The organism is Blastococcus sp. SYSU DS0510 (assembly GCF_054050835.1).
Window position 1 is genome coordinate 253,395 of the sequence record NZ_JBJHAC010000003.1, and the last position, 13,172, is coordinate 266,566.

12 protein-coding genes are annotated in these 13,172 nt (G+C 74.3%); 7 read left to right on the forward strand and 5 right to left on the reverse strand.

Annotation, left to right across the window (positions count from 1 at the left end; genetic code table 11):
- Positions 1–12 precede the first annotated feature (12 nt).
- From ACI79P_RS04390 to cysD, 3 genes are all read left to right on the forward strand, one after another.
- A complete protein-coding gene (locus ACI79P_RS04390; RefSeq protein WP_456579806.1) occupies positions 13–735 on the forward strand; it encodes a PaaI family thioesterase in 723 nt (240 codons plus the stop codon).
- Positions 726–1,475, forward strand: coding sequence for an inositol monophosphatase family protein (locus ACI79P_RS04395; protein ID WP_456579807.1), 750 nt, complete (start codon positions 726–728; stop codon positions 1,473–1,475). Before ACI79P_RS04390 ends, ACI79P_RS04395 begins: the two co-directional genes overlap by 10 nt.
- An 82-nt stretch (positions 1,476–1,557) precedes the next feature.
- Positions 1,558–2,466 carry a sulfate adenylyltransferase subunit CysD gene (cysD, locus tag ACI79P_RS04400; RefSeq protein ID WP_456579808.1) on the forward strand — a complete coding sequence of 303 codons (909 nt, stop codon included), beginning with the start codon at positions 1,558–1,560 and terminating at the stop codon, positions 2,464–2,466.
- Here the strand turns inward: cysD and ACI79P_RS04405 are convergent.
- Positions 2,457–2,675 carry a hypothetical protein gene (locus tag ACI79P_RS04405; RefSeq protein WP_456579809.1) on the reverse strand — a complete coding sequence of 73 codons (219 nt, stop codon included), beginning with the start codon at positions 2,673–2,675 and terminating at the stop codon, positions 2,457–2,459. The genes cysD and ACI79P_RS04405 overlap by 10 nt on opposite strands.
- Before the next feature lie 68 nt (positions 2,676–2,743).
- On the opposite strand from ACI79P_RS04405, the gene ACI79P_RS04410 reads away from it, so the two are divergent.
- Positions 2,744–4,066: a sulfate adenylyltransferase subunit 1 gene (locus tag ACI79P_RS04410; protein ID WP_456579810.1), complete on the forward strand. Its 1,323-nt coding sequence runs from the start codon at positions 2,744–2,746 to the stop codon at positions 4,064–4,066.
- Positions 4,067–4,153: 87 nt separating this feature from the next.
- Here ACI79P_RS04410 and ACI79P_RS04415 read toward each other — a convergent pair whose 3' ends face one another.
- The 3 genes from ACI79P_RS04415 to ACI79P_RS04425 all read right to left on the reverse strand — a co-directional run bounded on the left by ACI79P_RS04415 (position 4,154) and on the right by ACI79P_RS04425 (position 6,178).
- Positions 4,154–5,470 carry a cytochrome P450 gene (locus ACI79P_RS04415; protein ID WP_456579811.1) on the reverse strand — a complete coding sequence of 439 codons (1,317 nt, stop codon included), beginning with the start codon at positions 5,468–5,470 and terminating at the stop codon, positions 4,154–4,156.
- A gap of 78 nt (positions 5,471–5,548) precedes the next feature.
- Entirely contained in the window at positions 5,549–5,713 is a 165-nt protein-coding gene (locus tag ACI79P_RS04420) for a hypothetical protein (protein WP_456579812.1), read from the reverse strand.
- Between the two features lie 75 nt (positions 5,714–5,788).
- Complete coding sequence (locus ACI79P_RS04425) at positions 5,789–6,178, reverse strand: ATP-binding protein (protein ID WP_456579813.1); 390 nt, start codon at positions 6,176–6,178, stop codon at positions 5,789–5,791.
- Between the two features lie 209 nt (positions 6,179–6,387).
- Here ACI79P_RS04425 and ACI79P_RS04430 point away from each other — a divergent pair, with 209 nt between their 5' ends.
- Positions 6,388–6,750, forward strand: a complete 363-nt coding sequence (locus tag ACI79P_RS04430) for a hypothetical protein (protein WP_456579814.1) — start codon at positions 6,388–6,390, stop codon at positions 6,748–6,750.
- Here ACI79P_RS04430 and hrpA read toward each other — a convergent pair.
- Positions 6,747–10,709 carry an ATP-dependent RNA helicase HrpA gene (gene hrpA / locus ACI79P_RS04435; RefSeq protein WP_456579815.1) on the reverse strand — a complete coding sequence of 1,321 codons (3,963 nt, stop codon included), beginning with the start codon at positions 10,707–10,709 and terminating at the stop codon, positions 6,747–6,749. The genes ACI79P_RS04430 and hrpA overlap by 4 nt on opposite strands.
- A gap of 174 nt (positions 10,710–10,883) precedes the next feature.
- Between hrpA and ACI79P_RS04440 the strand changes: the two genes are divergently transcribed.
- Entirely contained in the window at positions 10,884–11,390 is a 507-nt protein-coding gene (locus ACI79P_RS04440) for a MarR family winged helix-turn-helix transcriptional regulator (protein WP_456579816.1), read from the forward strand.
- Positions 11,387–13,172: MDR family MFS transporter (locus tag ACI79P_RS04445; RefSeq protein WP_456579817.1), on the forward strand; the 1,786-nt coding region annotated here is incomplete at its 3' end. The genes ACI79P_RS04440 and ACI79P_RS04445, both read left to right, overlap by 4 nt.

A 13,172-nucleotide genomic window follows, 5' to 3' on the forward strand; every position in this document is an offset into this window, starting at 1 on the left:
GACCATCCCCCGGTGACGACGAACGACGGCACCCCGGAGTCCGGGGCTCCCTACGACGCCGAGCTCATGGCAGCCTCCACCGAGCTCGGCGCCGCGCTGCGCGAGCTGATCGAGGCCTCGGTGGTCACGACGGCGCCGGCGGCGGAGGTGGCCGCGGCGGCCGAGCAGGTCCGCCGGGCCACCGCGGCGATCGGCGCCTCGCGCCGCCCCGCGGCCCAGCTCCCGGCCCTGGACGACCCGTCGGTGGGCCGCCGCGTGTTCAACCCGGTCGTCGGCATCGGCAACGCCCTGGCGCCGCCGCTGGTGGTGCGCCGGGAGGAGGGCGGCGTGGTCGCCGAGGTCACCCTGGGCGTCGCCTACGAGGGCCCGCCCAGCTACGTGCACGGCGGGATGAGCGCCCTGTTCATGGACCAGCTGCTCGGCAGCGCGGCCGGCGCGGCGGGCCTCTGGGGCATGACCGCGCACCTGGAGCTGGACTACCGCGGCCCGCTGCCGCTGGAGACCCCGCTGGTGATGCGGGCGCGCGTCGAGTCCAACGAGGGGCGCAAGTCGGTCATCGTCGGCACGATCGCGCTGGCGTCCGATCCCGACCGCCCGCTGGTCGAGGCCCGCGGCATCTTCGTCATGCCACGCCCGGAGAAGGCCAAGGCCTACTTCGGCACCATCACCGACGCCGCGGGCCGGCACACCCCGCCCCGCCGGCCCGGTGACGCCACCTCCGTGCAGTGGAGCTGACCCCCGGCGGCGACGCCGCCGTCGCCGTCGCCGCCGCACGGGCCGCCGCCGCCGTGCTCCTGCCCCTGCGGACCGGCGGCCTGGAGGGGCGCGCGCTGGGCGACGCCGGTGACGCCGCCGCGCAGGGGGCGATCCTCGCGGTGCTCAGCGACGCCCGCCCCGGTGACGCCGTCTTCAGCGAGGAGGCGGTGGACGACGCCGCCCGGCTGACCGCCGATCGCGTCTGGATCGTCGACCCGCTCGACGGCACCCGCGAGTACTCCGACCCGGCCCGCAGCGACTGGGCGGTGCACGTCGCGCTCTGGGCCGGGGGCGAGCTCGTCGCCGCCGCCGTCGCCCTTCCGGCGCTGGGCGAGGTGCACGGAACCGACCCGGCTCCCGCGCTGCCGTCCCGCCCGGCGGGCCGGGTCCGCATCGCCGTCAGCCGCACCCGGCCCCCGGCCGAGGCGCAGGCCGTGGCCGACGCGCTCGGCGGCGAGCTGGTGCCGATGGGGTCGGCGGGCTACAAGGCGCTCGCGGTCGTCCGCGGGGAGGTCGACGCCTACGTCCACGGCGGCGGCATGTACCAGTGGGACTCCGCGGCGCCGGTCGCCGTGGCCCGCGCCGCCGGGCTGGTGACCTGCCGGCTGGACGGCTCGCCGCTGGTCTACAACGGAGCCGACCCCGCGCTGCCCGACGTGGTGGTGGCCCGGCCGGAGCTGGCCCGCGAGGTCCTGGCTGCGGTCGCCGCGGCCCGATAGCGGACACTGGCGGGGAATCCGCACCGAACCGATCGGGTTGCGCTGGTCGCCGGCCCGATCCCTACCCGTGGAGCATGCACGCGTGACGACGCCCGACTACCGGCTCAGCCAGCTGGAGACGCTGGAGGCCGAGTCCATCCACGTCATCCGTGAGGTGGTGGCCGAGCTCGAGCGGCCGGTGCTGCTCTTCTCCGGCGGCAAGGACTCCATCGTGATGCTGGAGCTGGCCCGCAAGGCGTTCGCGCCGGCCCGCATCCCGTTCCCGGTCATGCACGTGGACACCGGGCTGAACTTCCCCGAGGTGCTCGCCTTCCGCGACAAGCGGGTCGCGGAGCTCGACGTGCAGCTCGTGGTCGCCTCCGTGCCCGACGCCATCGCCGCGGGCACGGTCAAGGAGGAGCCCAACGGCTCCCGCAACCGCATCCAGACGCCGGTGCTGCTGGACGCGGTCGAGGAGCACGGCTTCACCGCGCTGTTCGGCGGCGCCCGGCGCGACGAGGACAAGGCGCGGGCCAAGGAGCGGGTCTTCTCCTTCCGCGACGAGTTCGGCCAGTGGGACCCCAAGAACCAGCGGCCCGAGCTCTGGGACCTCTACAACGGCCGCATCCACCTCGGTGAGTCGATCCGGGTGTTCCCGCTGTCGAACTGGACCGAGCTGGACATCTGGCAGTACATCCTGCGCGAGGAGATCGGCATCCCACAGCTGTACCTGGCGCAGGAGCGGGACGTCGTCGAGCGCCAGGGGATGCTCTACGCGGTCAACGAGTTCATCCGGCCGCGCGAGGGCGAGCAGGTGCAGCGCCGGAGCGTCCGCTACCGCACGGTCGGTGACGCCAACCTGACCGCCGCCGTCCCCTCCACCGCCACCACGGTCGAGGAGGTCATCGCCGAGATCGCGGTGACCCGCATGACCGAGCGCGGCGCGACCCGCGGGGACGACAAGGTCAGCGACGCCGCGATGGAGGACCGCAAGAAGGAGGGCTACTTCTGATGGCCCTCCCTCGCGCGGCGGCGGCGCAGCGCCAGAAGCACCCGCAGCACGACGGCGAGCAGCAGCAGCCCCGTCACCCAGCCGGTCACCTCCGGCGTTCCGCCCGGCCGGGCGTCCAGCAGCCCGCACACCCAGTCCGCCACGACGAAGCCGACGACGTAGCCCGCGACCACGACGAGCAGGCCCGGTACGGCGAGCAACACGAACACCCGCTGCCTCCCCGGTCGACGGACACCAGCGTCCGCCACACCGCCGCCCTGCGCCAGGAGACCGCCCGATGACCGCTGCCCACCCCGACGCCCCGATCGACGTGCACTCGGCCGCCGCGGAGGCGGCCGCGGAGATCGCCACCGCGCGCAAGGACATCCTCCGCATCGCCACCGCCGGTTCGGTGGACGACGGCAAGAGCACGCTGATCGGCCGCCTGCTGTACGACAGCAAGGCCGTCTTCGAGGACCAGTACGAGGCGGTGGAACGGGCCAGCAAGGGCGACTACGTCGACCTCGCGCTGCTCACGGACGGGCTGCGGGCCGAGCGCGAGCAGGGCATCACCATCGACGTCGCCTACCGGTACTTCGCGACCCCCCGGCGCACCTTCATCCTGGCCGACACCCCCGGCCACGTGCAGTACACGCGGAACATGGTCACCGGCGCCTCCACTGCCGACCTGGCGATCGTGCTGGTCGACGCCCGCAAGGGCATGCTGGAGCAGAGCCGGCGGCACGCCTTCCTCGCCTCGCTGCTGCGGGTGCCGCACCTGGTGGTCGCCGTCAACAAGATGGACCTCGTCGACTGGTCGGAGGAGGTCTACGAGGCGATCCGCGACGAGTTCACCTCGTTCGCCGCGAAGCTCGACGTCCCCGACCTGACCGTCGTGCCGATCTCGGCGCTGCACGGCGACAACGTCGTCCGCCGTTCGGAGAACACGCCCTGGTACCAGGGCTCGTCGCTCCTGCACCACCTCGAGCACGTCCACGTCGCCAGCGACCGCAACCTGGTCGACGTCCGGTTCCCGGTGCAGTACGTGATCCGCCCGCAGTCCGACGCGCACCACGACTACCGCGGCTACGCCGGGACGGTCGCCAGCGGCGTGCTGCGGCCCGGCGACGAGGTGCAGGTGCTGCCCAGCGGCCTCACGACGACGATCTCCGCCATCGACGGGCCGCGCGGCCCCGTCGACGAGGCCTTCGCGCCGATGTCGGTGACCGTCCGGCTCACCGACGACCTCGACGTCTCCCGCGGCGACCTGGTCTGCCGGCCCGCGAACGCCCCGCACGTGACGCAGGACCTGGACGCGATGGTCTGCTGGATGACCGACGAGCCGCTGCGCCCCCGGCAGCGGCTGGCCGTCAAGCACACGACCCGGTCGGTGCGGGCGGTGGTCAAGGAGCTGCAGTACCGGCTGGACGTGAACACGCTGCACCGCGAGCAGGACGCCACCGAGCTCGGCCTGAACGACATCGGCCGGGTGCGGCTGCGCACCACGCAGCCGCTGTTCGTCGACCAGTACTCCCGCAACCGGGTGACCGGGCGCTTCATCCTCGTCGACGAGGCGACCAACGCGACCGTCGGCGCCGGGATGCTGGTCCCCGGCAGCTGAGGAAGGACCACCCTCCCCCCACGCCTCGCACGCCCGGCGTGGGCCCCTGAAGGGGTGGCCGATGGGGTCCTGCCTCACCTGAGGGGGTCAGCGGAGCGTGACGGGGAGCGTCGCGAAGCCGCGCAGCGTCTGCAGGTCGCGGCGCACCGGGCGGCCCGCCACGCGCAGGTCCGGGAAGCGCTCGCCCAGCGCCTGGAGGCCCACCACGCCCTCCAGCCGGGCCAGCCCGGCGCCCAGGCAGTAGTGGATGCCCCCGGAGAAGGCCAGGTGCTCGCGGGCGTTGGCGCGGGTGACGTCGAAGCGAGCCGGCTCGGGGAAGACGTCGGGGTCGCGGTTGGCCGCCCCCAGCAGGAGCGTCACCCGGGTGCCGGCGGCCACCCGCCGCCCGGCGAGCTCGACGTCCGCCCGCGCGCTGCGGCCGGTCAGCTGGACGGGGCTGTCCAGCCGCAGCACCTCCTCGACGGCGCCGTCCCACCCCGCCGCCCCGCCGCGGAGGGCGTCCCACTGGTCGCGGTGCGCGTCGAGCAGCACCACGGCGTTGCCGAGAAGGTTGACCGTCGTCTCGAAGCCCGCGCCCAGCAGCAGGAGCACCGTGGCGTGCAGCTCCCGGTCGCTCAACGCCTCGTCGGGCGGCAGCGTGACCAGCCGGCTCACCAGGTCGTCGGCAGGCTCCCGGCGCAGCCGGGCGAAGTGCTCGCCGAGGAAGCGGTGCATCGCGCGCAGCGCCCGCTCCGCGGCCAGGAAGCGGCCCAGCGGGAGGCCCGGGTCCAGGGTCGCGGCGGCCGCGGCGCCCCAGCGGAGGAAGTCGTCGCGGCGTGCGGCGGGCACGCCCAGGAGCTCGGCGATGACGAGCACGGGCAGCTGCGCGGCGTAGGCCTCGACGAGGTCGACGACGCCGTCGCGGCCCTCGAGGTCGTCCAGCAGCCGGTCGGCGGTGCGCCGGACCGCCGGCTCGAACGCCGCCGTCGCCCGAGGGGTGAAGGCGCGGCTGACCAGCCGGCGGAAGCGGGTGTGGTCGGGCGGGTCCACGACCAGCATGGACGGCGGCTCCGCCACCCCTGCCGCGGAGGGGTCGTCCCCGAACTCCAGCGCCCAGCGCAGGACCCGCGGCGCGGCCGAGCGGTCCCAGCCGACGCCGAAGCGGTCGCTGCGCAGCACCTCCTGGGCGACCGGGTGGGAGGTGGTGACCAGCCCCAGGCTGCTGCCCGCGAGCGGCCCGCGGGCGCGCAGCTCCTCGTACAGGTCGTAGGGCTGCTCGCGGAGGACCGGATCGCGCATCAGCCGGCCGACGGCGTCACCACGGCGGGCGCTGCGGGACAGGTAGACGGCGGGGAGGGCGTGCCGGACGGCCCAGCGGGCCGCGGTGCGGGCGGGCCGGGCCAACTGCTCCGCTGCGGCGCTCATCACCGCAGTCTGCCAACGCGGGGCCGGGCACGGCACCGCCCCCGACCCGGGAGCGGGGCGGGGGCGGGCTCGGGGCGGTCAGGCCTCGTCGCTGGGGGCGGGCGCGGCGCCCGGGTCGCCGTCCCAGTCCTTGCCCGCGACGTCGGCGTTCTCCGACGCGCTGTCGGTCTGGCCCGCCACGGTCTCGACCATCTCCTCGTCGGAGACGCCTTCACCGGCGGCGTGGGTGTTCGGCTCGCTCATCGCGCAGTCCCTTCCTTCGGCTGGCTTCCTCCTCGCCGGTCCCCGATCGGGCACCGCGGCAAACCAGCCGGTGCGTCACGGCCCGGGTGGGCGCAGCTCGAACCACACCCGCTTTCCGTCGCGGTGGTCCTCGCACCCCCACCGGTCGGCGAGCAGCTCGATCATGAGCATCCCGCGGCCCCGGGGCCGGTCCGCGGAGAGCTGCTGCACCGACGGCCGGGCCGGCGAGCAGTCGACGACGGCGAGGCGGAGCCAGTCATCGGAGAGGGTCGCCTCCACCGTGAGGCATGCGCTGCCGCCCACGTGGTCGACCACGTTGGCCACCAGCTCGGTCACCAGCAGGGCGGCGTCCTCGTGGTCCTGGCGGGGGTTCCAGGACCGCAGCAGCTCGCGCACCAGCCCCCGGGCCGCCGGGACGCTGGCGGCGACCGGGGGGAGGTCGAGGCTGGCGCTGAGCGTGGACATGGGGTGCGGTTCCGTTCTGCCGGCTGGCGGGGAGGCGGCCTGGTCGCCCGGTACCGGTGTCATCGGCGGACCGGAGCAGGAACTCGACTGGTTGTGCACAACATGACACGTCGGGGAGTCGGGCGCAACCCCCCTTGCCCCCTGCCGGTTGTGCACTACTCATCGGGCTACAGTGTCACCCGTCCCCCCCACCCCCGTGAGGAGCAGCGATGAGCAGCCCGCGCGGAACGCCGGACGAGCCGGCCGCGAAGGCGCTGCAGCGCCTCATCGCCTGCATCGACTCCTCCCTCGCCGAACTGGAGCACGCCCGCACCCGGGCCGACCTGCTGCTGAGCGAGCGCCGGGCCGGCCGGCCGTGGCTGGAGCTGGTGACCGAGGAGTCCGGCCCGCTCGTGGTCGAGAGCGTCTCGACGGTGCTTGCCTCGCTCGCCACGGCCGGCCACGCGTTCCGGCGGGAGGAGGCGGCGGCCCTGCAGCGCGAGCAGGTGAGCATCAACCGGATCGCCGCCCTCTTCGGCGTCACCCGGCAGCGCATCTCGGCGCTGCTGAAGGAGGACGGGACGGGGAGCTAGACCCCGATCGCGTCGATCGCCTTGTAGATGCGCTGCTCGGACACCGGGCGGGGCGTGCCGACCTTCTGGGCGAACAGCTGCACCCGCAGCTCCTCGAGCATCCAGCGCACCCGGGTGACCGGGTCGTCGGGCGCCCCGGTCTGGGGCACCTGCCGCCGCAGCTGGTCGTACTCCGCCGTCACCGCCGCCACCTGCTGCATCCACAGCTCGTCGCGGACCGCGTTGGCCGGCAGCTTCTCCAGCCGGTGCGCCATCGCGGTGAGGTAGCGGACGAGGTCGGGCAGCCGCCGTCGCCCCGTCGCCGCGACGAAGCCGCGGTGCAGGAGCCCGGTCATCTGCCGCCGCAGGTCGGCCACTGCCGCATCGGGCACCCGGCGGGCGGGCGCGGAGCCGATCGCGCCCGCGACCTCGCGAGCCCGGGTCAGCACCGCCTCGACCCGGCGGACGGTCTCGGCGGTCAGCGGGTGGAGCTGCTGCTTCGCCGTCGCCACCAGCGCGGCGAAGGCCTCCTGGTCCCGCGGCGGTCCGCCGGCGGCAGCGATCAGCTCGTCGGCGGCGGCGTCCACGCAGTCGGCCACCAGGTCGGGGATCTCGCCGTCCGGGTTGAACTGCAGGGCCAGCCGGGTGGCCGGCCCCAGCCCCTTGACCACCTGCTTCACCGGTGAGCCGGCGACGAGGACCAGCAGCCGGCGGGCACCGCGCCAGGTCAGCCGCTGCGCCTCGGCCTCGGTCGGGACGACGCGGACGCCGACCGTCTCGCCCTCGTCGACCAGCGCCGGGAAGGCGGTGACGACGTGGTCGCCGCGGCGCACCTCCACCGTGCGGGGCAGCTCGCCGAACTCCCAGGATCTGGAGCCGGTCCGCTCCAGCTCCGAGGCAGCCCGCGCCAGGCTGGCCCGGGCCTGCGGGGCCACCTGCGCCTTGAGCGCGGCGAGGTCCTTGCCCATGGCGAGGGGCCGGTGCTGGTCGTCGAGCACCCGGAAGGTGGCGCGCAGGTGGTCGGGCACCTGGTCGGGCTGCCACGCGTCCGGCGGGACGACCACGCCCGCGGCCCGGCGCAGCTCGCGCTCGAGCGCCGGCAGCAGCGGCTCGCCCGGGTCGATGCCCGGCAGCACCGCCCGCACCCGGTCGGGGATCGGCACCAGCGCCCGGCGCAGCTGCTTGGGGAGGGTGCGCAGCAGCGCCGTCACCAGCTCCTCGCGCAGCCCGGGGACGGTGAAGGCCAGGGACTCGCCCGACGTCCGCTGCGCCACCGAGTCGAGCACGCCCAGGGGCACGTCGACGGTCACGCCGTCCTCGGTGCTGCCGGGGGCGAACGCGTACGACAGGGGCAGCGTCAGGCCGCTGCCCGTCCCGCCCCCCGCCCCGGCATCCAGCCGTACCTCGTCGGGGAAGTCCTCCGGGCGCACCTGCGCCGCCGCGGCCGCGTTGGTGAGCATCTCCGGCGTGAAGGTCAGCAGGTAGGGCTGCTCGTGCCGCGCCCGCTTCCACCAGCGGTCGAAGTGCCGGGTGGAGACGACGTCGGCGGGGATCCGCCCGTCGTACAGCTCGAACAGCGTCTCGTCGTCGACGCCGATGTCGCGGCGGCGGGCCCGCTCCTCGAGCTCGGCGACCCGCTCGATGGCGCGCTGGTTCTCCGCCCAGAACCGGTGGTGGGTGGTCCACTCCCCCTGCACCAGGGCGTGCCGGATGAACAGCTCGCGGGAGACCACCGGATCGATGGAGCCGTACTGCACGCGCCGGCCGACCACCAGCGGCAGCCCGTAGAGGGTGACCCGCTCGGTGGCGACGACGGAGCCGCGCTTGGCGTCCCACCGCGGTTCGGAGTACTGGCGCTTGACCAGGTGGTCGGCCAGCCGCTCGACCACCTCGGGGTCGATGCGGGCGACCGTGCGGGCGAACAGCCGGCTGGTCTCGACCAGCTCGGCGGCCACCACCCAGCGCGGCGGCTTCTTCGCCAGCGGTGTGCCCGGGGCGAGGACGAAGCGGGTGTTCCGGGTGCCCACGTACTCCCGGCCCGGCCGCCCTGGCTTGCCGTCCCGCTGCTTGACCGGCTCCGCCTGCATGCCGACCTGCGACAGCAACCCCGACAGCAGCGCGGCGGTGATGCCCTTCTCGTCGGGCTCGGCCGCCGGCTCACCGACCGTCATGCCCAGGCGCCGGGCGGTGCCGCGGAGCTGGCCGTGCAGGTCCTGCCACTCGCGGATGCGCAGGTAGTGCAGGAACTCCCGCTTTACCGTGCGCCGGAACTGGTTGCCGCTCAGCGCTGCCTGCTGCTCGCCGAGGTAGCGCCAGAGGTTGAGCAGCGCCAGGAAGTCGGAGTTCTCGTCGGCGAAGCGGCGGTGCAGCTCGTCGGCGGCCTGCTGGTGCTCGGTGGGCCGCTCGCGCGGGTCCTGGATCGTCAACCCGGCGGCGATCACCAGCACCTCGTCGAGGACCCCGCGCTCGTCGGCCTCCACCACCATGCGGGCCATGCGCGGGTCCAGCGGGAGGGCGGCCAGGGAGCGGCCGGTGCCGGTGAGCTTCCCGTGCTCGTCGAGGGCGTGCAGCTCCTCGAGCAGCGCCAGGCCGTCGGCGACGGCCCGCCGGTCCGGCGGGTCGACGAACGGGAAGTCCTCGACGGCCCCGAGGTCGAGCGCCGCCATCTGCAGCAGGACCGACGCCAGGTTGGTGCGCAGGATCTCCGGGTCGGTGAACTCGGGGCGGGACTCGAAGTCGGCCTCCGTGTAGAGCCGGATCGCGATGCCCGGCCCGAGGCGCCCGCAGCGGCCGGAGCGCTGGCGGGCCGAGGCCTGGCTCACCGGCTCGATCGGCAGCCGCTGCACCTTGGTGCGATGGCTGTACCGGGAGATGCGCGCGGTCCCGGGGTCGATGACGTAGCGGATCCCCGGCACGGTCAGCGAGGTCTCGGCCACGTTCGTGGCCAGCACGATCCGCCGCCCGGTGTGCGGGGCGAAGACCTTGTGCTGGTCGGCGGCCGACAGGCGCGAGTAGAGCGGGACGATCTCGGTGCCCGGCAGCGCGCGGTCGGCGAGCGCGTCCTGGGTGTCGCGGATCTCCCGCTCGCCCGCGAGGAAGACGAGGATGTCGCCGGGCCCCTCGGCCACCAGCTCGTCGACGGCGTCCAGGATCGCGGTGACCTGGTCGCGGTCCTCGTCCGCGTCCGGGTCGTCCGGGTCGACGATCGGCCGGTACCGGACCTCCACCGGGTAGGTGCGGCCGCTGACCTCCACGACCGGCGCGCCCCTGAAGTGCGCCGCCACCCGCTCGACGTCGATCGTCGCCGAGGTGATGACCAGCTTCAGGTCGGGCCGGCGCGGCAGGATCTGCGCGAGGTAGCCCAGCAGGAAGTCGATGTTGAGGCTCCGCTCGTGGGCCTCGTCGATGATGATCGTGTCGTACTGGCGCAGCAGCCGGTCGCGCCCGATCTCGGCCAGCAGGACGCCGTCGGTCATGAGCTTGACCAGCGTCGAGTCCGACACCTGGTCGTCGAAGCGCATCGTGAAGCCGACCGCCTCGCCCAGCGGCGTCGCCAGCTCCTCCGCGATCCGCTCGGCCACGCTGCGCGCGGCGATCCGGCGGGGCTGGGTGTGCCCGATCCGGCCCCGCACGCCCCGGCCGAGCTCGAGGGCGATCTTGGGCAGCTGGGTCGTCTTGCCCGATCCGGTCTCGCCCGCCACCACCACGACCTGCGCGTCGCGCAGCGCGGCGGCGATGTCCTCGCGCCGGGCGCTGACCGGCAGGTCCTCCGGGTAGGAGATCGCGGGCACGGCGGCCCGGCGCCGCGCGATCCGCTCCTCCGCCGCCGCCACGTCGGCCGCCAGGCGCTCGCGCTGCTGCTCGCGGGCGCGGGCGTCCTTCGCCCGGCGCAGCCCGTCGAGCCGGCGCCGCAGCCGGTGCTCGTCGGCGAGGGTCAGTTGCGACAGCCGTGACCGCAGGTCCTCGTGCAGGGCGGTCACGGCGGTTCCCGCGCTCCTCTCCGGTCCGGTGGGTCACCGCCGACGGGTGACCCCTTCCAGCATCGCACCGTCTCCCGGGCGTGCCGGAGGGCACAGGAGAACCAGATGCATGCGTCCTACAACAAGGTGTAGCGTGCATCCGTCCATTCCCTCTGCCCCGCACCGAGGACCTCTGTGACGGACACCTCCGCCGCCGGCGACCGACGCGGCTCCGCCGTCGGCGCCCTCGGCGAGCAACTGCCCCGCTTGATGCGGCTCATGCACGGGCTGAAGAGCCAGCACACCGCCGAGGGCGGGCGCGACCGCGCGGCCCACGTGCTGCTGTTCCCGCTGTGCCGGCTCGGTCCGCTCCGCCAGGGAGCACTCGCCGACCTGGTGCACGCCGACCCCTCCACGGTCAGCCGGCACGTGACGCTGCTGGTGGAGCAGGGGCTGGTCCGCCGCGCGGCCGACGAGTCCGACGGCCGGGCCAGCAACCTCGTCGTCACCGACGCGGGGCGCGTGCAGCTCGACCGGCTCCGCGTCGAGCGCGAGTCCTACCTCCGCCAGGTGACCGCCGACTGGAGCGAGGACGAGCTGCAGACCTTCACCGCCCTCTTCGACCGGCTGCTCGACGGCGTCGCGGCCACCCTCCCCTCCGACCCCATGTCCACGCCTACCGACCGGACGGCTCCCGCATGACCTCCACCCGCACGACCTCCGCCGAGCGCCGGGGCGCCCGCGCGGCCGCCGCCGCACCCGATGCCGGCGGCGTCTTCAGCCACCGGCAGATCGTCACGATCCTGGCCGGCCTGATGGTCGCGATGTTCCTGGCCGCGCTGGACCAGACCGTGGTCTCGACCGCGATCCGCACCATCGCCGACGACCTGCAGGGCTACGACCTCCAGGCGTGGGCGACGACGGCCTTCCTCATCACGTCGACGATCTCCACGCCGCTGTACGGGAAGCTGTCCGACATCTACGGGCGCCGGCCGTTCTACCTGTTCGCGATCGGCATCTTCGTCGCGGGCTCCGCCCTCTGCGGCCTCGCCGACTCGATGTACCAGCTCGCGGTCTTCCGGGCGGTTCAGGGCATCGGCGCGGGCGGCCTGATGTCGCTGGCCCTGGCGATCATCGGCGACATCGTGCCGCCGCGGGAGCGGTCGAGGTACCAGGGCTACTTCATGGCCGTCTTCGGCACCTCGAGCGTGCTCGGCCCGGTCATCGGCGGCTTCTTCGCCGGCCAGGGCACCCTGCTCGGCGTCGACGGCTGGCGCTGGATCTTCTGGGTCAACGTGCCTCTCGGCGTGGTCGCGTTCCTCGCCGTCTGGCGGGTGCTGCACCTCCCGCACGAGAGCCGCCCGCACCGCATCGACTGGCCGGGCGCCCTGGCGCTCATCACCTTCCTGGTGCCGCTCCTCGTCGTCGCCGAGCAGGGCCGGATCTGGGGGTGGGCCTCCCAGGGAGCCCTCACCTGCTACGCGATCGGCGCCGTCGGTTTCGCGGTGTTCGTCCTCGCCGAGCGCGCCTACGGGGACGACGCCCTGCTGCCGCTGCGGCTGTTCCGCAACCGCAGCTTCACGGTGAGCGGCGTCGGCAGCATCGTCATGGGGGCCGGCATGTTCGGCGGCCTGCTCCTGCTGCCGCAGTACCTGCAGATCGTGCAGGGCTCGAGCGCGACCGTGGCCGGGCTGCAGATGATCCCCCTGGTCGCCGGCATCATGGTCGGCGCGATGAGCTCGGGCATCGCGATCTCGAGGACCGGCAAGTACAAGGTCTTCCCGCTCGTCGGCATCGCCCTCATGGTCACCGCGCTGCTCTCGATGTCCTTCCTCGTCGAGGCCGACACCTCGGTGTGGACCCTGGTGCCGTTCATGGTGCTGCTCGGCCTGGGGCTGGGCTTCAACTTCCAGCCGGTCATCCTCGCCGTGCAGAACGCCGTCTCCCCGCGGGAGATGGGCGTGGCCACCTCCTCGGTGACCTTCTTCCGCCAGATGGGCGGCACCATCGGGACGGCGGCGTTCCTGTCCATCCTGTTCACCCGGCTGCCGCAGGACATCGACGCCGCCGTCCAGGAGACGGTGCGGACGAACCCGGAGCTGGCCCCGCAGTTGCAGCAGCTGGGCGCCGGCAGCGCGGGCGCGCTGGACGACACCTCCTTCATCCAGGAACTCCCGGCCGCCCTCGCCGAGCCCTTCAAGGTCGGCTTCTCGAACTCGATCGACCTGGTCTTCCTCATCGCCGCCTGCGTCGTGGCGATCGGGTTCTTCGTCTTCCTGTTCCTGCCGCAGCTCGCGCTCAGCACCCAGTCGGGCATCCAGGCGCGGCAGGGCGCGGCGGCCGGGACGGCGACCAGCGACCCGGGCGACCCCGCGGAGGAGGCGATCGAGGCGGGGGGGGGGGGGGGGGGGGGGGGGGGGGGGCCGCCGGGGGGGGGGGGGGGGGGGGGGGCGGGGGCCCCGGGCTGCGCGCAGCGGGGGGCAG

Coding starts and splice junctions, on each gene's coding strand:
- ACI79P_RS04410 (WP_456579810.1), top strand. CDS start 2,744: ATGACCGCTGCCCACCCCGACGCCCCGATCGACGTGCACTCGGCCGCC.
- ACI79P_RS04415 (WP_456579811.1), bottom strand. CDS start 5,470: ATGAGCGCCGCAGCGGAGCAGTTGGCCCGGCCCGCCCGCACCGCGGCC.
- ACI79P_RS04420 (WP_456579812.1), bottom strand. CDS start 5,713: ATGAGCGAGCCGAACACCCACGCCGCCGGTGAAGGCGTCTCCGACGAG.
- ACI79P_RS04425 (WP_456579813.1), bottom strand. CDS start 6,178: ATGTCCACGCTCAGCGCCAGCCTCGACCTCCCCCCGGTCGCCGCCAGC.
- ACI79P_RS04430 (WP_456579814.1), top strand. CDS start 6,388: ATGAGCAGCCCGCGCGGAACGCCGGACGAGCCGGCCGCGAAGGCGCTG.